The following is a 23,802-nucleotide window of genomic DNA, read 5'->3' as shown; positions in this document are numbered from 1 at the left end:
GTCTGTGCGCTGCCGCACAGACCGGCACATCCGCGGGACGCAGTATGAGGAATGACTCCCTCGGCACAATTCACGGATGACATTGTCGTCATCGGGGCCTCCACCGGAGGCCAACAACCATTGCAGCAAGTCCTTTCCGGCCTACCCGCCGGATTTCCCGCCGCAGTTCTCATTGTCATGCATATTGGCGTGCGCGACAGCATCCTGCCTTCGGTGCTGGCGCAGCAATGCCAGCTGCCCATCAAGCATGCGCATAGCCATGAAGCGCTGCTGCCCGGCCGGGTGCTGGTGGCGCCGCCGGACCGGCACCTGATGGTGCTGCGGGACGGCCACGGCGCGTATGCGCTGCTGAGCCGATCCGCGCGCGAGAACCATTGCCGCCCCGCCATCGATCCGCTGTTCCGCTCCGCGGCGGCGGCCTTCGGGCCGCGCGCCATCGGCGTGATCCTCAGCGGCCGGCTGGATGACGGCACCATTGGCATGCAGGCCATCAAGACTTGCGGCGGCCAGGCCATCGTCCAGTTGCCGGAAGACGCAGCGGCGCCGGACATGCCGGCCAGCGCCATTGAATTCGCTGACGTGGATCGGGTGATGCGCGCCAGGGAAATCGCCCCGATACTGTCGGCCATCGTGGATGCCAACCGCGCCGGCGCGCAACTCGCGGCGCCGGTGCCCGAGTGGGTCAATGTTGAGAACCGTTTTGTGTCGGAGGACATGGGCATGGACGAACTTGCAAAGATCGGCCAACCATCCGCTTTCACCTGTCCGGACTGTAACGGCGCCCTGTTCCAGATCAATGGCACGCTGCCGCCGCATTACCGCTGTCATACCGGCCACGCATTCTCGGAACGCAACCTGTCCAACTCCATGCTCAGCAAGGTCGAGGATGCGTTGTGGAGCGCGGTGCGCGCCCTGCACGAGAAAGAAAAGCTGTATCGCCAGATGGCGCGCAGCGCACACGGGGGACCGCATACGCGGGCTGCGGAGGAATATGTCGAACAGGCGCTGGATGCGCAGCGCAAGGCTGAGGTGCTGCGTACCCTGATCGGGAGCGGCACCCTGGTTTAGGCGTTGAGGAGCCGGAGCACTTCCTCTTCCTCCACCTGGGGGAAGGACTTGTAGTGGCGGCTGACGGACATGAAATTCATCGGCGTGGCCAGGCATACGATGTCGTCGGCCAGTGGCGCGATCACGTCCAGCGAATCCTCGGCGGCCACCGGCACGGCGGCGACCAGCTTTTGCGGATGCTGCTTGCGAAGCGCGCGCAGGGCGGCGGCCATGGTGGAGCCCGTGGCCAGGCCATCGTCGACAATGATGACGATGCGGCCTGCCGGATCGGCGGCCGGCCGCGCGGCGCCATAGCTTTCACGGCGCCGCCGCATCAGTTCCATCTGTTCCTTCGTCTGGACTTCCACCCATTCCATGCTGGTGTAGGTGCGCGAGAAGTAGGGCGCCAGTTCGCGGTTGCCGTGTTCGTCGACGGCGCCTACGGCCAGTTCCGGATCGATTGCGGACGGTATCTTGCGCACCAGGACCACATCCAGTTCACCGTCCAGCTGGTCGGCCAGCACGCGGCCCATCGGCACGGCGCCGCGCGGGATCGCCAGGATCAGCGGGTTCCTGCCCCGGTATTCAGCCAGGCGTTCGGCCAGCAGCTCAGCCGCCTGCTGGCGGTCCTTCAGGGGAAGTGCGAAGTCCATTCCGTCAGCATAGCGCGGACGGAGGGCCGCGTCATGCCTTGATGTCCAGGAGTGTGCCGATGCGCTCATCGGCAGCCTGGACCACCTTGGCGGACAGCTCGAAACCGGCTTTGTAGACGAGGGAATTGGTGAGGGAGCTGGCCGGATCGGTGCCGGAAGGCGCTTGCGTGGCGCCTTCCGATGCCGCCATGCCGCGCGCGGCGGTGGAAATGGTGACCGCCGTCCCGTTGCCGGCCGGCGCGGCTTCCTGGAAGCTGGCTTGCTGCGGCTGGAAATTCTGGGTATTCAGATTGGCAACGTTATGCGCCTCAACATTGAGCGCCTGCTGATTGGCCTGGAGACCGGACAGACCGGCGCTGAGTGCTGAGATAGCCATGATCGAATTTCCCTTCGGCAAGAGGCCTCAGTTTACCCGATTCCGCATGGCAACGCCGCGGTTCAGTACCCGTTTTTATACAGAGGGTTGCGGGCCACATACACTTTGACGCCTTTGGCTGCCGGGATGATCTGGTCCAGTGTCAGGACGTTCACATTCGGGAAGGTCTGGAAGTGCCACAGATAGCTCTGGCCGCCGATGACGAATTCGACCACGTCGCCGTCCGTCACGTTGACGCTGCGGGTGTCCGGCCCGACGGTGATGCGCTGGCTGGCTGGACCATTCGCCACGGCCGCGCCGTAGTCGGTCGCGGTGTTACTGGGACCCGCCGCGCTGGCCGCACCGGCCGCTGCCGCGAGCAGGATGCTTATCAGAAATTTATTCATGGCTGCCTCTGTCAAAAGTTTTACATTGCGACTGCAATTAAATGTATCATAGTGACTGCAATTATTAAGGTCAAGGAGTTTTCCGCATGAAGATCAGCAAGGAGAAGGCAGCCGAGAACCGGCAGGCGCTGATTGAGGCAGCGTCGCGGCTGTTCAAGGAAAAAGGTATCGACGGCGTGGGCGTGGCTGAAATCAGCAAGGCCGCCGGCCTCACGCACGGTGCGCTGTATGCGCATTTTTCCTCGAAAGATGAGCTGGCGGCCGAGGCGATGGGCTATAACGCGGCCCAGGCACGCGAGCGCCTGTACTCGACGCCGCGCACGCTGGAGCAAGTGATGGATTTCTATTTGTCCGGCAGCCAGCGCGACAACCTCAGCGGCGGATGCGCCATGGCCGCCGCCGCCAGCGAAGTCGCGCGCCAGGACGAGGCCGTCAGCGGCAAGTTCCGGGAAGGCTATCTGCAGATGGTGCGCTTTGTGGAGAAGGAACTGGGCGGCAAGCTCGGCGACGAGGAAGCCCATGCGCGTGCGCTGACCATCGTCGCGGCCATGGTTGGCGGCGTGGCGGTGTCGCGCTCGGTGATGAAATCCGACCTCGCTTTATCCGACGAGATCCTGGCCGCCATGCGCAAGGTTATCGGCGAGTTGGCGCAGTAAATTAGAACCCAAGGCGTGAACCTGGTGTCTGCCACATCGTGGCAGACACCTGTTTTGCGCCGTTGGTTTTTTCACAAGTAAATAGCTCGTCAGCAGCATTGAAATTTTGGGATTGCAATCGCTGAGCAAGAACCCCAAAATCTGGACTCTTTCCTCGTGCAAAGTGTTCCGGAGCGAATCATCAAATTCCTGCTTTCCAGTCTCGCCAGCCTGGCTGTGGCCGGTTTGTTCCTGCTGCCTGCCGCTGCCCAGCAACTCCCGCTGGATTCGCGCCTGCACGAACAGGTGATCATGGTGCCGGCCAGCCGCCAGCAGAGCGTCCAGCTGGAAACGACGGTATACAAGCCCGCCGGCGATGGCCCATTCCCCCTGCTGATCATCAACCACGGCAAGGCGCCTGGCGATCCCAAGCTGCAGAACCGAGACCGCTTTGTCTATATGGCCACGCATTTCGTGCGCAAGGGCTATGCCGTCGTGGTGCCGATGCGCGCCGGCTTTGCCCATTCGACCGGCAAATTCATCGAGTACGGCTGCAACATGACGGCCAACGGCTATGTGCAGGCCGGCGATATCGCGGATGTGGTGGCCTGGGCGCGACAGCAGGACTGGATCGACCGTGAGCGCATCGTCATCGCCGGGCAATCCTTTGGCGGCCTGGCCAGCGTGGCGCTGAGCACGCAGGACTTGCCCGGCGTGCGCGGCATCATGAACTTTGCCGGCGGCCTGAAAGTCCACGGCAATGCCTGCGACTGGAAAAGCCAGCTGGTAAAAGCCTTCGGCGAATATGGCCGCAAGAACAAGATCGAATCGATGTGGATGTATGGCGCCAACGACAGCTACTTCGGCCCAGAACTGGTCAGCCGCATGCACGGCGCCTTCACGGCGGCCGGCGGCCACGCCCAGCTGATCGCCTACGGCCCCTTCAAGCACGACGCCCACACCATGCTGGGCAGCCGCGACGGCCAGCCGATCTGGCAGCCGGAGGTGGACCGGTTCCTGGCCCATATCGGCATGCCGGTGAAAGAGGTCTATGCCGTGGCTGAACCGCCACCGCAGCGGCCGACCAATTACGCCGCGCTGGATGACGCCGGCGCCGTGCCTTATCTGCCGGAGCGTGGCCGCCAGCAGTACCTGGACTTCCTGAAGAAAGACTCGCCGCGCGCCTTCGCCGTGTCGCCGACCGGCGCCTGGGGCTGGGCCGAGGAGGGCGAGGGCACCAATGAGCGCGCGCTGGCCGCCTGCAATGCGGCCAGCAAGCTGCCCTGCCAGCTGTACACGGTGGATAACGATATCGTCTGGCCCGAGCGCGGCGCAAGCAGCGCGGCGGGTGGTGGCATGCAGTAAGATGTCCGCATGTGCGGACGATTCGACCAGAACGATATTGCAAGACGCTACATCGCAGCCTTTGGCTGGGCCGATGCGGCTTACCGTAGCGCGGCCGAGCCAACCTACAACGCGGCGCCGGGCACCTACCGCCCCGTGATGCACATGACGGGCGGCGAGCCCCAGGTGGACGACCTGCACTGGGGCTACCGCGCCGCCTGGGCCGCCGGCAAGATCCCGATCGCCGTCAACGCCCGCCTGGAAAAGATCACCAATAACTACTGGGGCAAGCTGCTCAGGACCGGCCGCGCCGTGGTGCCCGCCCATGGCTGGTACGAATGGACCGGTGAAAAAGGCGCGCGCCAGCCCTGGCACATCCACCGCAAGGACGGCGAACCGCTGTTCATGCTGGCGCTGGCCAACTTCGGCCCCTTCAAGGAACACAAGGCGGAATCGGGCTTCGTGCTGATCACGGCCGACGCGTCCGGCGGCATGGTCGATATCCACGACCGCCGTCCCCTGGTGCTGAACGCGGCGGACGCCGCCACCTGGCTCGATCCGGACCTGAGCACCGAGCAGGCCGAGATGCTGGCCCGCACCATGGCCCTCGGTCCTGAACACTTCGAGTGGCACCGCGTCAGCCCGGAGCTGAACCGCGCCGGCAACGACGGCGCCCACCTCATCGTTCCACTGGCCGATTAAAGCAGGCCGAAGGCGGCGATGCCCGCCACCGCCGAAAATACGGAACTCAGCACCGCCAGCGGCTTCACGCCGCCATACATGCGCTGCGCCAGCACGGCGCTGGGACGGTGCAGGCGCACAAAGGCGTAGGACGCCAGCAGATTCTGGATTGCCAGATAGAGGTGCAGCAGCACGCCCGCGCCCAGCCAGTCCGACACGGAGCGCAGGTCGCGCGGCATTTCCTGGATGGCGATGATGATGACGAAGCCTTGCGCAATCCCCAGCATCATTCCGAGCATGGTCCGCCGCAGCAGGCGCGGATGGAAGTAGTGGCGCTGCCACTGCGGCACGAGGGCCAGCGCGTGCAGTGCCAGGATGACGGTGACTGCGAGCTGGAGGGATCGCATGGCCGCCTCCTCACCTTGCAGATTCTGCGTGTCCGCCAAACGCCTGCGCCAGCGTGAGGATGGCGCCGGTGGCCCTGGCGTCATAGCCGGGCAGCGCGTCCACCACCTGATGGTAGCCGGGCGATTGCAGGACGGCGATCAGCTGCTGCAGCATTGGATCGTCGGCGGCAGTCAGGGGCAAGGCGAAGAAATAGCGCTCGCTGACCAGGGGGATGAAGTCCAGGCCGAAGCGCTGGGCGGCGGTGCGCACGCCGATGCCCACGTCCGCCATGCCGCTGGCGATGTAGGCGGCAACAGCCGAATGCGTGAATTCGGCGCTGGCGTAGCCGTTGATGTCATGCGGGGAGATGCCCGCTTCGGCAAGCATCATTTCCAGCAGCATGCGTGTGCCGGAGCCAGCCTGGCGGTTCACGAAGCGCACCTGGCGCCGCGCCAGGTCCTCAAGCCGGCCGATGCCGAGCGGATTGCCCGCCGCGACGAAGAGGCCCTGCTGGCGTTCGGCCAGGTGGATCAGGCAATGCTTGTGCGGGTCCAGCCAGCGCAGGTACCAAGCCACCGTGGCCTGCTCGTGGCGGCCGGTGGGCACGTGGAAGCCGGCCAGGTCGCACTCCTTGCGCGAGAGGGCGGCTACCGCGTCCGTGCTATTACGGTAGCGCAGTTCGACGGGCAGGCGGATTTCCTGCAGGTGGTTGAGCAGTTCGGCGACTGCGAAGCCGTGGCTGGCGTCCATGCGCACGGTGCGCAGCTTGTCGGTGGCGATCTTGCCCAGTTCGGCTTCCAGTTCGGAAGCCAGTGAGTCCAGCGTGGGAGAGAGGCGGGCGCTGATGCGCTTGTCCGCCCACACCAGTTTCTCGGCCAGGGCCGTGAGATGGGTGCCCCGGCCCCGTCCCGTGGCCAGCAAAGGTTCGCTGAACTGGTGTTCGGCATCGCGCAGCAGTCCCCACGCATAGCGGTAGGACAGGCCGACCGATTTGGCGGCTTGGGCGATGGAGCCGGTTTCCTGGATTTCCTTCAGCAATCCCAGCAGGGCGGCCGTGTCCAGCGGCGCTTCTGCATTGAAGGCAATTTCCCAGTGCGGCTGGATTCTCACTTTAAACATAATATGTTCAAAATAGCATATTCCTGCCCGAGGTCGCGCATGATACGCTCAGTCAACAGGAGCGGAGTCAGCAATATGCTGTGCAGAGCATAATCAGAATGGGGACGTTTCAGTGAATCATCCGGTAATTCCGATTGCAGTGCAGGGCGGCGGTCCAAGCCGCGAACGAAAACGGCAGGCGCCCAAGGGGCGGCGCGTCGATCCCCTGGCCCTGGCGCAGGTGCAGGTGCTGCTCGGCTCTTCGCCGCGGCGGCGCGATCTGCTGATCGAGCATCTGCATCTGATCCAGGACGCTTACGGTTGCCTGTCCACGACGCACCTGGCGGCGCTGGCGCAGGAAATGCGGCTGTCGCAGGCCGAGGTCTTCGAAGTCGCTTCCTTCTACCATCACTTCGATATCGTCCGCGAGGACGCTTCTGCCGCTTCGCCTGCCGCCACCACCGCCTCAGCCTCCGCCTCGCTTGATCGGCCGTCACTGACCGTGCGCGTGTGCGACGGCCTCTCGTGCGAGCTCGCCGGCGCCGCTTCGCTGCTCGAGCGCCTGCCCGCGCTGCTCGGCCCTTCGGTGCGCGTGATTCCCGCGCCCTGCATCGGCCGCTGCGAGCAGGCGCCCGCCGCCCTCGTCGGCCAGCGCGCGATTCCCCACGCCACCTGCGCGTCTCTCGCCGACGCCGCCCGCGATGCTACCGCCCAAGCGGCTTCCCAGAGCCCGCCCGTTGCCCGCCCCGCCGCCGCGACCTGCGAAGCCGCCGCCACGCGCGAAGCCGCCGCCGCGCCATCCGGCCACGCAGCCGGCACATCGCCGGCCAACCCAGGCGCCGCGCCATCCGCCAACGCGACCGCCGCCTCGCGCGCGGACGCAGTTGTCGGTCCGCGCGTCGATACCGCCGGCCCGACTGGCGTGGCGTCCGAAGCGCGGCCCGCCGGCGGGGACAACGCCGCGGCCTCCGTGCTGCAGGCGGCTGAGCCCCGCGAAGAGTACATCGTCGGCGGCAGCGGGGCGCCTGCTGTGACGACTGGGCCGGCGGCCAGCGGACATGACGGTGCGGCGCTGGAAGCGGGTGGCACGCTTGCGGGGGCGCCGAAGGATGTGGACCGCGCTGGCGGCGAGGGCGCGGTAGACGCGTCGGACGCGGAGGTCGCGCACATCGGGCTGGAAAGCTATCTGGCGAACGGTGGCTATGCGCTGCTGCGCGAGTGCGTTACGGGTATGCGCGCACCGGAGGGGATCATTGGCGAACTCGAACACTCCGGCCTGCGCGGCCTGGGTGGTGCGGGCTTCCCGGCGGGCCGCAAGTGGCGCATCGTGCGCGCCGAAGAGGGGCCAAGGCTGATGGCCGTGAATATTGACGAAGGCGAACCGGGCACGTTCAAGGACCGTCACTACCTGGAACGCGACCCGCACCGCTTCATTGAAGGCATGCTGATCGCCGCCTGGGCCGTCGGCATCGACGAAATCTACATCTACCTGCGCGACGAATACCACGCCGCGCGCGCCATGCTGCAGGATGAGCTGGACAAGCTGCGCGCGAACCCGCCGTTCGCGCCACTGCCGGCAATCCATTTAAGAAGAGGCGCCGGCGCTTACATCTGCGGCGAAGAATCGGCCATGATCGAGTCGATCGAAGGCAAGCGCGGCATGCCGCGCCTGCGTCCGCCGTACGTGGCGCAAGTCGGCCTGTTCGGACGGCCGACGCTGGAGCACAACTTCGAAACTCTTTACTGGGTACGTGAAATCATCGAGCGCGGCGCGGACTGGTTCGCAAGCCAGGGCCGCAACGGCCGCAAAGGCCTGCGCAGCTTCTCGGTGTCAGGCCGCGTAAAGCAGCCCGGCGTCAAGCTGGCGCCCGCCGGCATCACGGTGCAGGAACTGATCGACGAATACTGCGGCGGCATGCAGGACCCGGCCCACAAGCTCTACGCCTACCTGCCAGGCGGCGCCTCCGGCGGCATCCTCCCTGCCAGCATGAACAACATCCCGCTCGACTTCGACACGTTGCAGCCCTACGGCTGCTTCATTGGCTCCGCCGCCGTGATCATCCTCGATGAACGCGACACCGCCGCCGCGGCCGCGCGCAATATGATGAAATTCTTCCGCAACGAATCCTGCGGCCAGTGCACCCCATGCCGCGCGGGCACGGCCAAGGCGGTGGAGCTGATCGAGCATGAGCAATGGGATACCGATCTGCTGGCGGAACTGAGCCAGGTGATGCGCGACGCCTCGATCTGCGGCCTGGGGCAGGCGGCGCCGAACCCCGTCGACTGCGTCATCAAATACTTCCCCCACGAGGCCGGCCTATGATCGCCTTCGAACTGAATGGCCGGGAGGTAGCAGCAGGCGAGGGCGAGACCCTGATCCAGGCCGCGCAGCGGGAAGGCATCGCCATCCCGCACCTGTGCTACAAGGAAGGCATGGATACGGCCGGCAACTGCCGTGCGTGCATGGTCGAAATCGATGGCGAGCGCGTGCTCGCCCCATCCTGCTGCCGCGCGCCTGCGCAAGGCATGAAGGTGCGCAGCGACAGTCCGCGTGCGCTGGCGGCACAGAAAATGGTGCTGGAACTGCTGCAGTCGGACATGCCAGAAGCTGGCCACACCCGCCACAATGAAGTGGACGAATGGGCCGCGCGCCTGAACTTAGGCAAGCCGCGCTTCGCCCCGCGCGCCCAGCCGCGACAGGATGCCTCGCACGCCGCCATCACCGTCAACCTGGACGCCTGCATCCAGTGCACCCGCTGCGTGCGCGCCTGCCGCGACGAGCAGATGAACGACGTGATCGGCTTGGCCTACCGCGGCGACCAGGCGAAAATCGTGTTCGATATGGACGACGCCATGGGCGGCTCCACCTGCGTAGCCTGCGGCGAATGCGTGCAAGCCTGCCCGACCGGTGCGCTGATGCCGGCCCGCGATGCCGCGCTGGCCGCGCCGGAGCGCAAGGTCGATTCCGTGTGCCCGTACTGCGGCGTCGGCTGCCAGCTGACCTACAACATCCGCAACGACCGCATCCAGTACGTCGAAGGCCGCGACGGTCCCGCCAACAGCAGTCGGCTGTGCGTGAAAGGCCGCTACGGTTTCGACTACGCCCATCACCCGCACCGCCTGACCAAACCCCTGATCCGCCGTGAGGATGCGCCGCCCAAGTCCGGCGACTTCACCATGGACCCCGACCGCGTGCTGGAAGTCTTCCGTGAAGCGAGCTGGGAAGAGGCGCTGGCGCTGGCCGGCGGCGGCCTGGCGAAGATCCGCGACACGCATGGGGGCAAGGCGCTCGCCGGCTTCGGCTCCGCCAAAGGCAGCAACGAGGAAGCCTACCTGTTCCAGAAACTGGTGCGCACGGGCTTCGGCAGCAATAACGTCGATCACTGCACGCGCCTGTGCCACGCATCCTCGGTGGCAGCGCTGCTGGAGGGCATAGGATCCGGCGCCGTCTCCAACCCGGTGCGGGACGTGATGAAGGCTGAAGTGGTGATCCTGATCGGCGCCAATCCAACGGTGAACCATCCGGTGGCAGCGACCTGGATCAAGAACGCGGCGCGCGAAGGCATGAAGCTGGTCGTCTGCGATCCGCGCCGTTCCGACCTGGCGCGGACGGCCCATCGCTACCTGCAGTTCACGCCGGACACCGACGTGGCCCTGCTGAACGCCATGATGCACGTGATCGTGACGGAGGGCCTGGTGGACAAGGATTTCATCGCCAGCCGCACCATCGGCTACGAAGAGCTGGCGAGGAACGTGGAAGGCTACAGCCCGGAAGCGATGGCCCCTATTTGCGGCATCGATGCGGAGACCATCCGTTACGTGGCGCGGCTTTACGCGACGTCCAAAGCGGCCATGATCCTCTGGGGCATGGGCATTTCCCAGCACGTGCACGGCACCGACAATGCGCGTTGCCTGATCGCGCTGGCGCTGATGACGGGCCAGATCGGCCGTCCCGGCACCGGCCTGCACCCGCTGCGGGGGCAGAACAATGTGCAGGGCGCGTCCGACGCGGGCCTGATTCCAATGATGTTCCCGGATTACCAGCGTGTGACCGATCCCGCCGTGCAGGAACGTTTCTCGCGGGCGTGGGGCGTGGCGCCGGGAACGCTGGACGACCAGCCCGGCCTGACGGTGGTCGAAGTGATGAACGCCATCAAGGCCGGCTCGGTGCGCGGCATGTACATCATGGGCGAGAATCCGGCGATGTCCGACCCCGATGCCGACCATGCGCGCGCCGCGCTGGCCGCGCTGGACCACCTCGTGGTGCAGGACATCTTCCTCACCGAAACCGCTTACCTGGCGGACGTGATCCTGCCCGCCAGCGCCTTCCCCGAAAAGACGGGCAGTTTCACCAACACCGACCGGCTGGTGCAGATCGGCCGCCAGGCCGTGCCGCCGCCGGGCGATGCACGGCAGGACCTGTGGATCGTCCAGGAGGTCGCGCGCCGCGTGGGGTTGGAGTGGAATTATGCAGGCCCGGCCGAAGTGTTCGATGAAATGCGCAAGGTCATGCCCAGCATTGCCGGCATCACCTGGCAGCGCCTGGAGCGCGAGCACGCCGTCACCTATCCCTGCACGGAAGAAGGCGACCCGGGCACGCCCGTCGTGTTCACGGACAGCTTCCCGCGCGAATCGGGCCGCGCGCGTTTCGTCCCGGCGGACATCATCCCCGCCGATGAACGCCCCGACCACGACTATCCGCTGGTACTGATCACCGGCCGCCAGCTGGAGCACTGGCACACGGGCAGCATGACGCGCCGCGCCGCCGTGCTGGACTCCATCGAACCCGATCCTGTGGCCCTGGTCCATCCCTTCGACCTGGCGCAGATGGGCGCACAGGCCGGTGACGTGATCACCATCGCCTCGCGCCGCGGCAGTGTGAGCCTGTATGCGCGCGCCGACGAGAGCTCGCCGCGTGGCGCCGTGTTCGTGCCGTTCTGCTATTACGAAGCGGCCATCAACAAGCTGACCAACCCGGTGCTCGATCCCTTTGGCAAGATCCCGGAATTCAAGTACTGCGCGGTGCGCGTGACGCGCGGCGGCACGCTGGCGGAGCAGGGTAGCTTCGGCGGCGGACAACTGCTGGAGGGCGCGCACTGATGGCGCTGCTGAATGCGGTGCAAGCCGCCTTCATCATGCTTTTTACCGGAGACCCTGTGCTGTGGCGCATCATCTGGGTCTCCGTCAGCACCAGCGTGCTTGGCCTGCTGATCGCAACGCCGTTTGCCATCATCGGCGGCTACGCCATCGCCATGAAGCAGTTTACCGGGCGGCGCCTCGTGATCTGGCTGGTGCAGGCGGCGCTGTCGCTGCCGACGGTGCTGATTGGGCTGCTGCTCTACATGCTTCTATCGCGCCACGGTCCGATGGGCGGATTGCAATGGCTGTTTTCCCAGTCCGGCATTGTGGCCGGACAGGTCGTGATCGCGATGCCGGTGCTGCTGGCGTTCACGCTGTCCGCCGTGCAGGCCGCCGATCCGCGCTACGCCGAAACGGCCATCGCCCACGGCGCCTCGCGCTGGCGGGTGATGACGACGCTGCTGTATGAAGTGCGTTTCGGTGTGATGGCGGCCGTGATCAGCGGCTTCGGACGCGTGATTTCAGAAGTCGGCTGCGCCATGATGGTGGGCGGGAACATCGCCGGCGAGACCCGCACCATCACCACGGCCATCGCGCTGGAGACCAGCAAGGGCGAGTTCGCGCAGGGCATTGCGCTGGGCATCGTGCTGATCACGATTGCGCTGGCGATGAATGGCGCGCTGATGCTGCTGCAGGGCGATGCCCACGCGGCGAAAGGGCGGCCATGAGTGCGCTGCTTTCGATCGGCCGCCTCGTCAAGCGCTACGACAGCCATACGCTGTTTGACCTGGACGGCTTCGCGCTGGACCGGGCCAGCGCCTATGTGCTGACGGGCGTGAACGGCGCCGGCAAGAGCACCCTGCTGCGCGTGCTGGCCGGCCTGGCCACGGCGGAGGCGGAGGATGTGCAGTTCGACGGCCAGCCCGTAAGCCTGTCGCCATACCCGGCCGCGCTGCGCAAGGCCATCGTCTACGTGCACCAGCATCCGATCATGTTCAGCACCAGCGTGGCGGACAATATCGCATATGGCCTGAAGGCGCGCGGCGATGCGCGCGGCGCCATCGCGCAGGCGGTGCACGAAGCGATGGCATGGGCGGGTGTGCGCCATCTGGCGGCCAGCAACCCGGTTACACTGTCCGGCGGAGAAAAGCAGCGCGTGGCGCTGGCCCGCGCACGTGTCCTGCAACCGCGCCTGCTGCTGCTTGACGAGCCGACCGCCAATCTCGATGGTGAAGCACGCGAGCAGGTGATCGCGCTGATTCCGACGCTGATCCACGCCGGCAGCAGCGTGGTGATGGCCTGCCATGACCGTGATTTGATCAACTTGCCCGAGGTGCGGCGGCTCAAGCTGCGCGAGGGCAGACTGGAGATAAGATGAAGAAGATACTGTCCATCCTTGCCGCCGCGCTGGTCTTTTGCGGCTCCGCCCACGCCCAGCAGGTGATCCGTCTTTCCACGACCACCAGCACGGAGAACTCGGGAATGCTGGCCTACCTTTTGCCGGCGTTCGAGCAAAAGACGGGCAGCAAGGTGCACGTGATTTCCGTCGGCACCGGCAAGGCGCTGGAGCTCTCGAAAAACGGCGACGTGGACGTGACCCTGGTGCATGCGCGCCAGGCCGAGGACAAGTTCGTGGCCGAAGGCTGGGGCATCGACCGCCGTGACGTGATGTACAACGACTTCATCATCGTCGGCCCTTCCAATGACCCGGACCGCATCAAGGGCGGCAAGGACGTGCTGACTGCCTTCCGCAAGCTGGCCGAAGGCCCGGCGAAGTTCATTTCGCGCGGCGACAATTCGGGCACGGACATCATGGAGAGGGCTTACTGGAAGCAGGTCGGAACGCAGCCGCCGCAGGCGCTGTACGTGTCTGCCGGCGTTGGCATGGGCGAGGTGCTGACGATGGCGGGCGAAATGCAGGCATACACGCTGACCGACCGCGCTACCTATGGCGCCTATCGCGTCAAGACGGCGCTGGAAGTGATGGTGGAGGGCGATCCGAAAATGTTCAACCCATACGGCATTATCGCGACCAACCCGGCGAAGCATCCCGGCATCAATTACAAGGGCGCGCGCGAGCTGATCGACTGGATCACGTCGCCGGAAGGGCAGGCGAAAATCGCGGCATTCAAGCCTGCGGGCCAGCAACTGTTCTTCCCGTCGGCGAAATGATTCGCATGGCGCACTATTGATAAATATCAAGCGCGGCAGGATCGCATGACCGTAGTCTTGGATCTTTCACCGGTCCACCTTCCACCTGTAGGGAGAGAATAAAATGTATCCAGACTACCTGATCGAGATGTCCCGCGCTTCCTTGCAGTCCGCCCTGCAAGCCAGCACCCTGAACATGCAACTGGCGCAGGCGCTGCTGGATATGAGCATGCGGCTGATGCGCGTTGCCATTGAAAACCAGCTCGGGATAATGCACAACGCCAGGCAGCGGGTGCCCGTGCTGGTGGAGCAGCACACCGGCATGGCGGCTTAATACTGGTCCAGCCACTCCACAATGGCTGATGCGACGGCGTCGGGAGCTTCGCGCTGCGGGAAATGACCGACGCCGCTCAGCAGGATGCGCTGGTAGGTGGCGCTGAACAAGTGCTCCTTGTGTTCCGAGGTTTGCGGCGAATTGGCGCCGTCTTCCGTGCCGTGCAGCACCAGGGTCGGCACCTTGATGACGGATTCGTGGCGCAGGCGTTCCTCCTGCTCCGAGTAATAAGGATCGGATGGCGCCAGGCCCCAGCGGTGGCGGTAGGAATGGATGGTCACCGCAGCCCAGTCGGGATTATCGAAGGCGTGCATGGTGTCATGGAACTCGCCCTCCGTGAAATGCCATGAGGGCGACCAGGTGCGCCACAGCAGATGGGCGAATTCCCGGCGTTCCTTGCGCAAGGCTTCGGCGCCGCGCTCCGTGGCCATATACCAGTGATACCAGTAATTGCGTGCCTGGACCAGGCTGATAGCCTGCCCCGGGTCGTTGGTGCCCCAGCCAACCGAGATGGCCACGCAGCTTTTTACCCGCTCCGGTTCGAGCAGGCTGGCGTTGTAGGCGGCCCGCGCACCCCAGTCATGGCCGGCCACGTGGAAGCGGCGGATGCCCATGGCTTCGGCAAGGTCCAGCACATCCTGGGCGAGGGCGCTCAGCTGGCCGCTGCGGGGCGTGTCCGGCTGCAGGAAGCGGGTTTCGCCATAGCCGCGCAGGCTGGGCATGATCACGCGCCAGCGTTCCAGCCTGGGGAGGATGGGATTCCAGGTGTGGACATCGTCCGGCCAGCCGTGCAGCAGGATCAGCGGCTCGCCATCGGGGTTGCCATGCTCACGATAGGCCACGCGCAAACGCTCGGTATTCACGAACAGCATGTTCCCTCCGGTATCCGGTGCACTCAGCGATTATATGCCTGCCGAGCCATGCGCCGCCGATTCACGTGCTGCGCTATCCTCGTTTCATGAGCGATCTGATCGACTTGCTGCAATGGCCGGCGATGGCGGCGTCCCTGCTGGCCGCGTGGCTGGTCGGTTCGCGTTCGGCGCAGCGGCGCATGCTGGGCTTCCGGGTCTTCCTGGGCAGTAACGTGCTGTGGGTAGTGTGGGGCTGGCAGGATGACGCCTGGGCGCTGATCGTATTAAACTGCTGCCTGGCCGTGACCAATATACGCGGCATCCTGAAGAACGAAAGCGGATAAATCATGGAAAACCTGCACATCGTCTGTCCGCATTGCGACGCGGTCAACCGCGTGCCGTCGGCACGCTTGCGCGAAAGTCCGACTTGCGGCAAGTGCAGCAAGGAGCTGTTCACCGGCCATCCGGTCGATCTTTCCACGTCGCGTTTCCTCAAGCATGTGGAGCGCAGCGATATTCCGGTACTGGTGGATTTCTGGGCTCCGTGGTGCGGACCTTGCCGTACGATGGCGCCTTTCTACGAGCAGGCAGCCGTGCGGCTGGAGCCGTCTTACCGCGTGGTGAAGGTGAATACGGAGGCCGAGCAGCAATTGGCTGGCCAGTTCGCCATTCGCAGCATCCCCACCTTGGCCCTGTTCCGCAATGGCCGCGAGATCGCGCGCCAGCCGGGCGCAATGGACGCCACCAATATCGTGGCGTGGGTGCAGCAGAACGACCGCCGCTAAGCCATCCTTTCCAGCCAGCGCCTGATGCCGTCCAGCGTGCGGAAGTCCGCCGCCGAGCGGCACTCAATGTGCGCATGGCGGGCTGACAGCATCTTCGACAGCGCGCTGCCGGGGCCGAGCTCCAGGGCGGCCGTGATGCCCTGTTCGGCGATGGCGTCCATGCAATCCATCCATCTGACCGGCTCGGCCAACTGGCGGGCGAGATGCTCGATCGCATCCTCCACTCCCGCGCCGCCGGCGCGCGCCAGCATCGGCTGCGCGTCGATGCCGGCGACCACCGGCGCGTTCATGGCTGCCCATCTGGCATCCAGCAGCGTTTCCGCGAAGGGAACGACTGCGCCGGCCATCATGGGCGTGTGCGACGCCACGGCCACTGGCAATACCTGCACCCGCGCGACCGGCCCCGCCGCGGCCGTGAGGGCGGGGATGGCGGAAGCCGGGCCGCCGGCGATGATGCTGTCTTCGGACGTCTGGATCGCCGCCCGGAAGCCGTGCGGCAACAGCAGCGGCGGCAGGGTGGCCGCGAGGGGGCCGGTGATGGCGACCATCGCCTGGGGCTCGCCGACGCATTCGTCCATCAATTCTGCGCGCCGGACGGCCAGTGCGACGGCGGTATCAGCGCTGAACGCACCGGCGACGCCGTAGGCGGTCAGCTCGCCGATGCTGTAGCCGGCAACCAGCGCCGGCGTGGGACAATCGTCGCGCAGGGCCGTCCACATTGCCAGCCCGGCGGCGACAATGGCCGGCTGCGCGCGGCGGTTGCTGAAGATGTCCCCGTCTGCCGGCAGGGCCAGCGCGTCGAGCAGCGCGGCGGCGCGTGCGTCGCCGCGGGCCAGGTCGAACATGGCCGCGCTCTGGCCGCCCTGGCCGGGACAGAGGATGAGCAGGCGGCTTCTCATGGCGGCAGGCTCACCAGGCTGTGAACGAAGCAGGTGGCAGCCAGCAGGTCCGCCGCGCCGCCGGGCGACAGGCGGCGTTCGACGAAGCGCTGATGGCAATCCAGCGCCGCCTCGCGCCATTGCGGATGTTCGGTTCCGCCGCGCCCGATGAAGCGTTCGGCGCAGTCGCGGACTGTGCGCGCTCCTTCTGCGCCGCCACGGTGGTAGACATTGGTGTCGCTGATGTGGGCCATCAGCGTGAACAGCGCGTCGATGCGGGCGTGCAGCATGGGCGCGCCGCGGGACAGCGTGCGTTGCAGCGCGGGCAGAGCGACTTCGAAAACGGACGGGAAGCCCAGCGCGCCTTCTTCGCGCGCCCCGGACGCTGAGTGCTGCGCCGCCGCTTGCAGGCCGTGCGAGTCGCCGCTGGCCTGCGTGTGGGCTGACAGTTCCTCGCTCCAGTGCAGCAGCAGGGCGGTGCGCAGGGCGGCCGGCGTGAGCGTCATGTTCTGGGCGCGCAGCCGTCCCATGGCCGCGCACAGCAGGCCGACGCAGAAGATCGCGCCGCGGTGGGTGTTGATGCCGCGGGTGGCGGCGAGCATGCGCTTTTCGGCTTCCATGCCCAGTTTCTTCAGTTCCGCGAACGGCGCGCCTTCATGGCCGGCTTCGCAGATGCGCGCAAAGTAGTGACGCAGCGAAAACAGGCTGCGCAGGAAGGTTTGCGCGTTCATGTCCGTGTGGCTGCCGGTGTCGATGAAGGAGACCAGGCCGGGCTTCGGGTAGAGCGCGAGTTCGATATACAGGGCGCGCACGGCGCGCAGGGCGACTTCGCGGGACAAGGCGCGCACGGTGCGGCGGCGCGCGGTGGCTTCAGAGGCCGTCAGCGCGGCGTGGGGGCGAGTCGCGCCTGCTGCCGCGGCCTGCGTCGTGCGGACGCTGGTCGTAGTGGCGATGCTGGCGGTGGTCATGCGGGCTCCAGTTCGGCGCGCAGCGCTTCCGGCGTGCGCAGGTGCACGGCGCTGGCGGCCTTGACCAGCACGCGCGCGGCGCTGTCGCTGGCGGCGTGCCATTCTTTCCAGGACACGGCCTGGCCGCTGGGGAAGATGATTTCGCCGTCCAGCGGCAGATGGGCGGCGGAGGCGGCCAGCAGGGTGACGCCTGCGTCCAGTTGCGCAGCATTGCGCGGGTAGAAGGCAATGTCGATGTCCGAGCTGGGGCGCAGGTAGGGCAGGCCGGTGAGGGCCTGCAGGGCGAACGAGCCGTAGACGCGCATGTCATAGCCGGCCGCGCGGTCGGCCAGCGTGGCGAACGCGGACTGCCAGGCGGACGGCGCGGCATGCAGGGCGGCGAGCAGGGCCAGCGGGCGCTCGTGGCGGGCGATGTGGCTGGCGTTGACGCGCAACGGAATGCGCAGCTTGGCGCCGGTAGCCGGTTCGGGCGGGGCGGCGAGGCCGGCGCAGACGATGTCGGCGGCCGCATCCGGCTCGCGGCGGCGGACGATCAGCGGCCAGTCATTGTCGCGCCAGCGCAGCAGCGCGTCGGGCGCAGCACCGGCGGGGGACGCGGGGGAGGAGGACGCGACGGGCGACAGGGCCGCCAGCTGGGCGGACCAGCCGGCGGCGGAGAGCCAGATCAGGTCATGCCGCGCGAACATGGTTGCCGCTCATGATGGCGTCGATGACCGGCTGGGCCATCTTGCGGCCGCCGCGGGCCAGGCCGAGGGCGCTGCGCTCGTCGGCGCGGGGAGCGCCGGCCAGAGCGGACGCCAGGGAGGCAGCGAGATCGCTGTCCCAGATCGCCTGCAAGCCGCCCATGCGCAGGTAATTCTCCGGCCCCGGCGCGAAGACGGGATTGCTCTTCGCCAGTTCGACCAGCGTTTCTTCCGGCACCTTGGTGATGCGCGCCATGGCGGGCAAGCCCATCACGCGGATGGTGGCGTCAGGCAGTGCGTAGCAGGCATCGGCCATCAGTCCGCTGGTGATAAAGCCGCCGGACAAGGCCTGGTCGTACACCAGACCGATCACGCGATGCCCGCGGCGGCGCGCGAGATCCACGCACCTGCCCAGGTGGGCCATATAGCTGTTGATGCCCAACATCTCGTCGCGATGGCGCAGGCGCTGGCCCTGGGTATCGACCAGCATCACGATCGCGCGGCCTGGATGCGAGCGCACAGTGGCGAGGATGGCCTTGGCCTGCGCCAGTGCGATTTCCACGCCGATCGGCGCGTGTTCGGTGGTGCCGATCACGGTCACAGTGTCGCCGTTCACGCGCGCGGTGCCGCTCAGGAAGTGCTCATGTTCGACAATATCGTGCCCCTGCGGGAAGAGCGCGTTTGCCAGTGTTTTCCAGTCCATCGTCATACTCCCTGGCGGTGTGGGTTGGCGGCGGCCGTGAAGGCTGCGACGTCGAGCATCGGCACGTCGGCGGGCGAGGACACGCCCATTGCGCCCCAGACGTCCAGCGGATCGGGCAGGGCGCCGAAGCGGGCGATGCGCTGCTCCAGCATGGCCTGTTCGGCTTCCATTGCCTCCAGCGTGAGTTCGACCGTGCCGTTGCGGGCGGCTGCGATGGCTTCGATGGCGGCAGCGCGGAAGGCCGGGATGCTGTCGTCGACGATGCGATGCACATCGCCCATCAGGTAGCGGTGCTTGCCGCCCGTCGTGCGCCATACCAGCGCACGGTCGCGCGAATCGAATTCCTCGACGCCGTTGGCAGTCTCGATCACTTCCGGGCCGGACATGGCCAGGCGGCCTTCCTCCGAAATGATCAGCGTGTTCGCGCAGCGGGCCACAATGCCCATGCCGCCAAAAGCCCCGTTCGAACCGCCAATCAGCACGATCACGGGAATGCCCGCCTCGCGTGCATCCAGCACGGCGCGCATCACTTCGGACACCGCGATCAGGCCCGCATTGGCTTCGTGCAGGCGCACGCCGCCGGTTTCCAGCAGTAGCACGACCGCGTCCGGCTTCTCGATAACTGCGCGCCGCAGCATGCCTACCAGCTTGGCGCCGTGCACTTCGCCGACAGCGCCGCCCATGAAGCCGCCTTCCTGCGCGGCGGCGAACACGGTCGACCCGGCCAGCGTGGCGCGGCCGACGACCACGCCGTCATCGAAGGACACGGGCGCATTCAGCTGCCCCAGGTGCGGGCTGACCACGCGTTGCGCCGGCCCGATGAATTCCTCGAAAGAGTCGAAGAGCGACAGCCGCTCGCGCGCATTCGCTTCCAGGTAGCTGCTCATTTGGCCTCTCCCAGCATGGTTTCCACCGCCTGGTCCAGGCGCAGGCTGACCACGGCCGGCGTGGCGCCCATATCGTTGATGGCGATGCGCGTATCGGCCAGCTGCCAGCGCTGCTGGAAGTCCTGCATTACGGCTTGCCAGATCGGGCCGAAGCCCACGGCGGCCGTCTGGATCGCGATCTCGCAGCCGCCATTCAGCGCGGCGCTTTCGATCAGCACTTCCAGGTTGCCCGAGCTGACGACGCCGACAACCTTTGGCTCGGCCGCCAGCTTGCGCGTGCCCTGTTCGAATCGGTAATTCAGAGTTTCCATATCGGCTCCTACCAGTTGCGGAAGCGCTTGGGCGGGTCATACAGGCCGCCGGAGGCACGCACCAGGTCTTTCATGTTTTTCGCGGCCAGCAGGTCGCGCGTGGCCAGGCGCTTGTCGATGCCCAGGTCTTCGGCGCGCTGGATGATGCCGCGGTCGCGCAGGTTCTCGACCATGCGCTTGTCGCGCGCCAGGCCCACCGGCGTATAGCCCGCCACGCCGCGGATCGCCTGTTCGCGTTCTTCGGCCGTGCGGCACAGCAGCAGGTTGGCGATGCCTTCCTCGGTAAGGATGTGGGTGACATCGTCGCCGTAGATCATCACGGGCGGGATGGCCATTTTCGCCTGCTCGGCCAGTTCCCAGGCGTCCAGCTTCTCGACAAAGGCCGGCTGCATATGCTCGCGGAAGGTCTCGACCATCTGCACCACCAGCTTCTGGCCGCGCGGGATGGCGCCGGTGCCGGCGCGCGCCTGCTCGCCGGCTTTCAGCCATGCCGGGCTGGCGTGGCGCCGTCCGCGCGCATCGGCGCCCATGTTCGGTGCGCCGCCGAAGCCGGCGATGCGGCCCAGTGTGGCGGTGGACGAGTTGCCCTGCAAGTCGATCTGCAGGGTGGAGCCGATGAACATATCGCAGGCATAGTGGCCCGCCGCCTGGCAGTAGGCGCGGTTGCTGCGCATCGAACCATCGGGACCGACGGCAAACACGTCCGGCCGGGCGCGGATATAGTTTTCCATGCCCAGTTCGGAGCCGAAGGAATGGATGGAGTCCACGAAGCCTGCCTCGATCGCCGGGATCAGGGCAGGGTGCGGGTTCAGAGCCCAGTTGGTGGCGATCTTGCCGCGCAGGCCCAGCGACTCGGCATAGGTCGGCAGCAGCAGCTCGATGGCGGCTGTGTCGAAGCCGATGCCGTGGTTCAGGCGCTGGATCTGGTATTCGGCATAGATGCCCTTGATCGCCATCATGGCCATCAGCACCTGGATCTCGGATATCTGGGCCGGGTCGCGCGTGAACAGCGGCTCAATATAGTAGGGCGAGGGCGACTCCACGACGAAATCGACCCAGTCGCCCGGGATATCGATGCGCGGCAGTTCGTCCATGATCCTGTTGACCTGGACGATGACGATGCCATTCTTGAAGCTGGTGGCTTCCACGATGACGGGCGTATCTTCCGTGTTCGGGCCGGTGTAGATATTGCCCTTGCGGTCGGCCGCTTCGGCTGCCACCAGCGACACGCGCGGGCGGCAGGTCGATGAAGTAGCGGCCGAACAGTTCCAGGTAAGTGTGGATGGCGCCGATATTCAGCTTGCCGGCCGAAGCCAGCTTCGCCACGCGGCCCGCCTGCGGGCCGGAGAAGGAAAAGTCCAGCTTCGAGGCGACGCCGCGGTCGAATACATCGAGGTGTTCGGGCAGCGTCAGCACCGATTGCAGCATGTGCAGGTTGTTGATGCGCTGCGGGTCCAGGCGGCACAGGGCGCCGGCCAGGAAGTCCGCCTGCTTCTGGTTATTGCCTTCGATGCAGACGCGGTCGCCGCATTCCAGCACGGCGTGCAGCAAGTCTTCGATGCGCGCGGCCGGCAGGGCCTTGCCCGCCAGGTCGCTGCCGAGAGCCGACTGCGCCCGCGCCAGGCGATCGGCGCGGTTACGCTGCAACGAGTCCCATACACGTGTCGGGGCATTCATTATTTCGCTCCCATCACCATATCAGGCAGGCCGGTGGCGATGCCGGGGAACATGCACAGCAGGACTACCGCGGCCACCATCAGCAGCAGGAAAGGCATCACGCCCCAGATCACATCCTTCAGCGGTATATCCGGCGCAATGTTCTTGATGACGAAGATGTTCAGGCCCACCGGCGGGTGGATCAGGCCCATTTCCATCACGATGGTCATGACGACGCCGAACCAGATCAGGTCAAAGCCCGCTTCACGCAGCGGCGGCAGGATGATGGGGGCGGTCATCAGGATGATGGACACGGGCGGCAGGAAGAAGCCCAGCACGATCACCAGCAGCAGGATGGTCGCCAGCAGCACCCACTTCGACAGGTGCATGCCCACCACCCAGCTGGCGGCGGCCTGGCTGATGTGCAGGTAGCTCATCACATAGGAATACAGCAGCGACATGCCGATGATCAGCAACAGCATTGTCGATTCCTTGATGGTCGAAGTCAGGATCGGCGACAGTTCCTTCGGTCTCCACGCGCCGTAGACGATGGCAATCAGCACGATGGCCAGCAGGGCGCCCAGGCCCGCCGTTTCGGACGGGGTGGCAAAGCCGCCATACAGGGCAATCATCACGCCGATCAACAGCACGATGAAGGGCAGCACGCGCGGCAGCATTTCCACTTTCTCGCGCAGCGTGAAGTGTTCGTCCTCGAGGTAGGCCGACTTCACGCCGCCTTTTTCGTAGATCTCTTTTGCCAGCTTGTATTCGGTGCGGGCACGGTAGACGGCATAGCCGGCAAACAGCAGCACCAGCAGGACGCCCGGGCCGATGCCGGCCAGGAACAGGCGGCCCAGCGACTGCTCGGCAGCCACGGCGTACAGGATCATGGTGATGGACGGCGGCAGCAGGATGCCCAGCGTGCCGCCGGCGGCGATGATGCCGGCCGCGAAACCGGGCGAATAGCCGCGCTTGCGCATCTCGGGAATGCCGGCCGAACCGATGGCCGAGCAGGTGGCCGGCGAGGAGCCGGCCATGGCGGCAAACAGGGCGCAGGCAAACACATTGGCGATACCCAGGCCGCCCGGCACCTTGTGCAGCCAGGTGTGGATGGCGGAGTAGAGGTCCTTACCGGCCGGCGATTTGCCGATGGCTGCGCCCTTCAGGATGAACAGCGGAATCGACAGCAGCGTGATCGACGCCATTTCCTCGTACACGTTCTGCGTGATCGTGTCCAGGGAAGAGGCGGGCATGAAGAAGTACATGAAGGACGTAGCCACCACGCCGAGCGCGAACGCGATCGGCATGCCGGAGAACATCACGACCAGGGTGACGGCGCCGTACAGGGCGCCCAGGGACAGCTCGCTCATGATGCACTTCCTTTATCGGTGATGCGTGCGAGAACCTGCAGCAGGATTTGCAGGGACAGCAGGGTCATGCCGGCGGCCATCATGGAATAGGGAATCCACAGCGGCGGCGCGAAAGTGGAGGTGGTGGTCTGGCCATCCACCCCAGGCTTCGTGCCACAGCGTCCAGGATTTCCACGAGAAGAAGGCGCAGAACACGAAGGACAGCAGGTCCACGAAGAACATGCGCACGGCATTGACCTTCGGCGGCAGGATGGACGCCAGCGCTTCGATGCCGATATGGCCGCGATACGACTGCACATAGGCGCAGCAGAAGAAGGTCACGCCGACCAGCATGAAGATGGAGGCTTCATCCTGCCAGTCGGTTGGCGCGTGGAAGAAGTAGCGCGAGACGACCGAGTAGGTCAGGATCAGCGCCGTCAGCACCATGGCGATCATGGACAAGGCCACCAGCCCGTTATTGACCTTGTTGATAAAACCACCCACTGCGGACAGCCCGGGCGCTGTCGGCAGGGCCGGCCCTTTGGCCGGGTTCAGCTCGA

The 23,802-nt window shown here is 66.0% G+C and carries 25 protein-coding genes and 2 pseudogenes; 12 read left to right on the top strand and 15 right to left on the bottom strand.

Translation table 11 applies throughout. The features are described from left to right. Positions 1-51: 51 nt before the first annotated feature. Positions 52-1,068, top strand: a complete 1,017-nt coding sequence (locus ACHMW6_RS20125) for a chemotaxis protein CheB (RefSeq protein ID WP_395399292.1) — start codon at positions 52-54, stop codon at positions 1,066-1,068. On the opposite strand, the gene ACHMW6_RS20120 is transcribed toward ACHMW6_RS20125, so the two are convergent. The 3 genes from ACHMW6_RS20120 to ACHMW6_RS20110 all read right to left on the bottom strand — a co-directional run bounded on the left by ACHMW6_RS20120 (position 1,065) and on the right by ACHMW6_RS20110 (position 2,462). Further along, on the bottom strand, positions 1,065-1,700 hold the full coding sequence (locus tag ACHMW6_RS20120) for a phosphoribosyltransferase (protein WP_395399290.1): 636 nt from the start codon (positions 1,698-1,700) through the stop codon (positions 1,065-1,067). The two genes, ACHMW6_RS20125 and ACHMW6_RS20120, sit on opposite strands and share 4 nt — an antisense overlap. A gap of 31 nt (positions 1,701-1,731) precedes the next feature. Further along, the gene (locus tag ACHMW6_RS20115; protein ID WP_395399288.1) at positions 1,732-2,076 is read right to left on the bottom strand and encodes a flagellar basal body protein; all 345 of its coding nucleotides are present in this window, start codon (positions 2,074-2,076) and stop codon (positions 1,732-1,734) included. Positions 2,077-2,138: 62 nt separating this feature from the next. After that, complete coding sequence (locus tag ACHMW6_RS20110) at positions 2,139-2,462, bottom strand: CzcE family metal-binding protein (protein ID WP_395399286.1); 324 nt, start codon at positions 2,460-2,462, stop codon at positions 2,139-2,141. Between the two features lie 86 nt (positions 2,463-2,548). Between ACHMW6_RS20110 and ACHMW6_RS20105 the strand changes: the two genes are divergently transcribed. The 3 genes from ACHMW6_RS20105 (at position 2,549) to ACHMW6_RS20095 (ending at position 5,143) form a co-directional block, all read left to right on the top strand. Then, positions 2,549-3,118 carry a TetR/AcrR family transcriptional regulator gene (locus ACHMW6_RS20105; protein ID WP_395399284.1) on the top strand — a complete coding sequence of 190 codons (570 nt, stop codon included), beginning with the start codon at positions 2,549-2,551 and terminating at the stop codon, positions 3,116-3,118. Between the two features lie 156 nt (positions 3,119-3,274). Continuing rightward, positions 3,275-4,462, top strand: coding sequence for a dienelactone hydrolase family protein (locus ACHMW6_RS20100; RefSeq protein WP_395399282.1), 1,188 nt, complete (start codon positions 3,275-3,277; stop codon positions 4,460-4,462). 9 nt (positions 4,463-4,471) lie between these two features. After that, positions 4,472-5,143 (top strand): SOS response-associated peptidase, encoded by a 672-nt coding sequence (locus ACHMW6_RS20095; RefSeq protein WP_395399280.1) that lies wholly within the window; start codon positions 4,472-4,474, stop codon positions 5,141-5,143. Here the strand turns inward: ACHMW6_RS20095 and ACHMW6_RS20090 are convergent. Further along, positions 5,140-5,529, bottom strand: a complete 390-nt coding sequence (locus tag ACHMW6_RS20090) for a hypothetical protein (RefSeq protein WP_395399278.1) — start codon at positions 5,527-5,529, stop codon at positions 5,140-5,142. The two genes, ACHMW6_RS20095 and ACHMW6_RS20090, sit on opposite strands and share 4 nt — an antisense overlap. A gap of 10 nt (positions 5,530-5,539) precedes the next feature. Further along, positions 5,540-6,628: a substrate-binding domain-containing protein gene (locus tag ACHMW6_RS20085; protein WP_395399276.1), complete on the bottom strand. Its 1,089-nt coding sequence runs from the start codon at positions 6,626-6,628 to the stop codon at positions 5,540-5,542. Positions 6,629-6,740: 112 nt separating this feature from the next. Between ACHMW6_RS20085 and ACHMW6_RS20080 the strand changes: the two genes are divergently transcribed. From ACHMW6_RS20080 to ACHMW6_RS20055, 6 genes are all read left to right on the top strand, one after another. Then, entirely contained in the window at positions 6,741-8,930 is a 2,190-nt protein-coding gene (locus ACHMW6_RS20080; protein WP_395399274.1) for an NADH-ubiquinone oxidoreductase-F iron-sulfur binding region domain-containing protein, read from the top strand. Further along, positions 8,927-11,707: a formate dehydrogenase subunit alpha gene (fdhF, locus tag ACHMW6_RS20075; protein ID WP_395399272.1), complete on the top strand. Its 2,781-nt coding sequence runs from the start codon at positions 8,927-8,929 to the stop codon at positions 11,705-11,707. The genes ACHMW6_RS20080 and fdhF overlap by 4 nt, the downstream gene beginning before the upstream one ends. Further along, positions 11,707-12,414, top strand: coding sequence for an ABC transporter permease (locus ACHMW6_RS20070; protein ID WP_395399270.1), 708 nt, complete (start codon positions 11,707-11,709; stop codon positions 12,412-12,414). Before fdhF ends, ACHMW6_RS20070 begins: the two co-directional genes overlap by 1 nt. Beyond that, positions 12,411-13,064: an energy-coupling factor ABC transporter ATP-binding protein gene (locus ACHMW6_RS20065; RefSeq protein ID WP_395399268.1), complete on the top strand. Its 654-nt coding sequence runs from the start codon at positions 12,411-12,413 to the stop codon at positions 13,062-13,064. Before ACHMW6_RS20070 ends, ACHMW6_RS20065 begins: the two co-directional genes overlap by 4 nt. After that, positions 13,061-13,858 carry a substrate-binding domain-containing protein gene (locus ACHMW6_RS20060; RefSeq protein ID WP_395399266.1) on the top strand — a complete coding sequence of 266 codons (798 nt, stop codon included), beginning with the start codon at positions 13,061-13,063 and terminating at the stop codon, positions 13,856-13,858. Before ACHMW6_RS20065 ends, ACHMW6_RS20060 begins: the two co-directional genes overlap by 4 nt. Positions 13,859-13,961: 103 nt before the next feature. Beyond that, a complete protein-coding gene (locus ACHMW6_RS20055) occupies positions 13,962-14,171 on the top strand; it encodes a hypothetical protein (protein WP_395399264.1) in 210 nt (69 codons plus the stop codon). Here ACHMW6_RS20055 and ACHMW6_RS20050 read toward each other — a convergent pair. Continuing rightward, a complete protein-coding gene (locus tag ACHMW6_RS20050) occupies positions 14,168-15,043 on the bottom strand; it encodes an alpha/beta fold hydrolase (RefSeq protein ID WP_395399262.1) in 876 nt (291 codons plus the stop codon). The two genes, ACHMW6_RS20055 and ACHMW6_RS20050, sit on opposite strands and share 4 nt — an antisense overlap. Before the next feature lie 86 nt (positions 15,044-15,129). On the opposite strand from ACHMW6_RS20050, the gene ACHMW6_RS20045 reads away from it, so the two are divergent. After that, positions 15,130-15,366: a hypothetical protein gene (locus ACHMW6_RS20045; RefSeq protein WP_395399260.1), complete on the top strand. Its 237-nt coding sequence runs from the start codon at positions 15,130-15,132 to the stop codon at positions 15,364-15,366. Further along, positions 15,367-15,807: a thioredoxin TrxC gene (gene trxC, locus ACHMW6_RS20040; RefSeq protein ID WP_395408666.1), complete on the top strand. Its 441-nt coding sequence runs from the start codon at positions 15,367-15,369 to the stop codon at positions 15,805-15,807. Here the strand turns inward: trxC and ACHMW6_RS20035 are convergent. From ACHMW6_RS20035 to ACHMW6_RS19995, 9 genes and pseudogenes are all read right to left on the bottom strand, one after another. Then, entirely contained in the window at positions 15,804-16,706 is a 903-nt protein-coding gene (locus ACHMW6_RS20035; protein ID WP_395399258.1) for an ACP S-malonyltransferase, read from the bottom strand. The two genes, trxC and ACHMW6_RS20035, sit on opposite strands and share 4 nt — an antisense overlap. Next, positions 16,703-17,653, bottom strand: coding sequence for a triphosphoribosyl-dephospho-CoA synthase MdcB (gene mdcB, locus ACHMW6_RS20030; protein WP_395399256.1), 951 nt, complete (start codon positions 17,651-17,653; stop codon positions 16,703-16,705). Before mdcB ends, ACHMW6_RS20035 begins: the two co-directional genes overlap by 4 nt. Beyond that, positions 17,650-18,339, bottom strand: a complete 690-nt coding sequence (gene mdcG / locus ACHMW6_RS20025) for a malonate decarboxylase holo-[acyl-carrier-protein] synthase (protein ID WP_395399254.1) — start codon at positions 18,337-18,339, stop codon at positions 17,650-17,652. Before mdcG ends, mdcB begins: the two co-directional genes overlap by 4 nt. Further along, the gene (mdcE, locus tag ACHMW6_RS20020; RefSeq protein WP_395399252.1) at positions 18,323-19,039 is read right to left on the bottom strand and encodes a biotin-independent malonate decarboxylase subunit gamma; all 717 of its coding nucleotides are present in this window, start codon (positions 19,037-19,039) and stop codon (positions 18,323-18,325) included. Before mdcE ends, mdcG begins: the two co-directional genes overlap by 17 nt. A 2-nt stretch (positions 19,040-19,041) precedes the next feature. Beyond that, the gene (locus tag ACHMW6_RS20015; RefSeq protein WP_395399250.1) at positions 19,042-19,926 is read right to left on the bottom strand and encodes a biotin-independent malonate decarboxylase subunit beta; all 885 of its coding nucleotides are present in this window, start codon (positions 19,924-19,926) and stop codon (positions 19,042-19,044) included. After that, positions 19,923-20,237 (bottom strand): malonate decarboxylase acyl carrier protein, encoded by a 315-nt coding sequence (gene mdcC, locus ACHMW6_RS20010; RefSeq protein ID WP_395399248.1) that lies wholly within the window; start codon positions 20,235-20,237, stop codon positions 19,923-19,925. Before mdcC ends, ACHMW6_RS20015 begins: the two co-directional genes overlap by 4 nt. Positions 20,238-20,245: 8 nt before the next feature. Further along, a pseudogene (mdcA, locus tag ACHMW6_RS20005) lies at positions 20,246-21,914 on the bottom strand (malonate decarboxylase subunit alpha). After that, complete coding sequence (locus ACHMW6_RS20000) at positions 21,914-23,263, bottom strand: TRAP transporter large permease (RefSeq protein WP_395399246.1); 1,350 nt, start codon at positions 23,261-23,263, stop codon at positions 21,914-21,916. The pseudogene mdcA and the gene ACHMW6_RS20000 overlap by 1 nt, the downstream one beginning before the upstream one ends. Next, positions 23,260-23,755, bottom strand: a pseudogene (locus tag ACHMW6_RS19995) (TRAP transporter small permease). Before ACHMW6_RS19995 ends, ACHMW6_RS20000 begins: the two are co-directional and overlap by 4 nt. Positions 23,756-23,802: the final 47 nt, after the last annotated feature.

The organism is Pseudoduganella sp. UC29_106, from assembly GCF_044055365.1.
Classification (GTDB): Bacteria; Pseudomonadota; Gammaproteobacteria; order Burkholderiales; family Burkholderiaceae_D; genus Rugamonas.
This window is presented reverse-complemented; position numbering and strand designations above follow the sequence as displayed.

Bases quoted from the DNA above. Each gene is read 5' to 3' on its own strand.
- ACHMW6_RS20120 (WP_395399290.1), bottom strand. From the start codon at position 1,700: ATGGACTTCGCACTTCCCCTGAAGGACCGCCAGCAGGCGGCTGAGCTG.
- ACHMW6_RS20095 (WP_395399280.1), top strand. From the start codon at position 4,472: ATGTGCGGACGATTCGACCAGAACGATATTGCAAGACGCTACATCGCA.
- ACHMW6_RS20015 (WP_395399250.1), bottom strand. From the start codon at position 19,926: ATGAGCAGCTACCTGGAAGCGAATGCGCGCGAGCGGCTGTCGCTCTTC.
- ACHMW6_RS20125 (WP_395399292.1), top strand. From the start codon at position 52: ATGACTCCCTCGGCACAATTCACGGATGACATTGTCGTCATCGGGGCC.
- ACHMW6_RS20070 (WP_395399270.1), top strand. From the start codon at position 11,707: ATGGCGCTGCTGAATGCGGTGCAAGCCGCCTTCATCATGCTTTTTACC.
- mdcE (WP_395399252.1), bottom strand. From the start codon at position 19,039: ATGGACTGGAAAACACTGGCAAACGCGCTCTTCCCGCAGGGGCACGAT.
- ACHMW6_RS20110 (WP_395399286.1), bottom strand. From the start codon at position 2,462: ATGAATAAATTTCTGATAAGCATCCTGCTCGCGGCAGCGGCCGGTGCG.
- ACHMW6_RS20115 (WP_395399288.1), bottom strand. From the start codon at position 2,076: ATGGCTATCTCAGCACTCAGCGCCGGTCTGTCCGGTCTCCAGGCCAAT.
- mdcB (WP_395399256.1), bottom strand. From the start codon at position 17,653: ATGACCACCGCCAGCATCGCCACTACGACCAGCGTCCGCACGACGCAG.
- ACHMW6_RS20060 (WP_395399266.1), top strand. From the start codon at position 13,061: ATGAAGAAGATACTGTCCATCCTTGCCGCCGCGCTGGTCTTTTGCGGC.
- ACHMW6_RS20105 (WP_395399284.1), top strand. From the start codon at position 2,549: ATGAAGATCAGCAAGGAGAAGGCAGCCGAGAACCGGCAGGCGCTGATT.
- fdhF (WP_395399272.1), top strand. From the start codon at position 8,927: ATGATCGCCTTCGAACTGAATGGCCGGGAGGTAGCAGCAGGCGAGGGC.
- ACHMW6_RS20035 (WP_395399258.1), bottom strand. From the start codon at position 16,706: ATGAGAAGCCGCCTGCTCATCCTCTGTCCCGGCCAGGGCGGCCAGAGC.
- ACHMW6_RS20065 (WP_395399268.1), top strand. From the start codon at position 12,411: ATGAGTGCGCTGCTTTCGATCGGCCGCCTCGTCAAGCGCTACGACAGC.
- mdcC (WP_395399248.1), bottom strand. From the start codon at position 20,237: ATGGAAACTCTGAATTACCGATTCGAACAGGGCACGCGCAAGCTGGCG.
- ACHMW6_RS20090 (WP_395399278.1), bottom strand. From the start codon at position 5,529: ATGCGATCCCTCCAGCTCGCAGTCACCGTCATCCTGGCACTGCACGCG.
- ACHMW6_RS20050 (WP_395399262.1), bottom strand. From the start codon at position 15,043: ATGCTGTTCGTGAATACCGAGCGTTTGCGCGTGGCCTATCGTGAGCAT.
- ACHMW6_RS20085 (WP_395399276.1), bottom strand. From the start codon at position 6,628: ATGTTTAAAGTGAGAATCCAGCCGCACTGGGAAATTGCCTTCAATGCA.
- ACHMW6_RS20045 (WP_395399260.1), top strand. From the start codon at position 15,130: ATGAGCGATCTGATCGACTTGCTGCAATGGCCGGCGATGGCGGCGTCC.
- ACHMW6_RS20000 (WP_395399246.1), bottom strand. From the start codon at position 23,263: ATGAGCGAGCTGTCCCTGGGCGCCCTGTACGGCGCCGTCACCCTGGTC.
- mdcG (WP_395399254.1), bottom strand. From the start codon at position 18,339: ATGTTCGCGCGGCATGACCTGATCTGGCTCTCCGCCGCCGGCTGGTCC.
- ACHMW6_RS20055 (WP_395399264.1), top strand. From the start codon at position 13,962: ATGTATCCAGACTACCTGATCGAGATGTCCCGCGCTTCCTTGCAGTCC.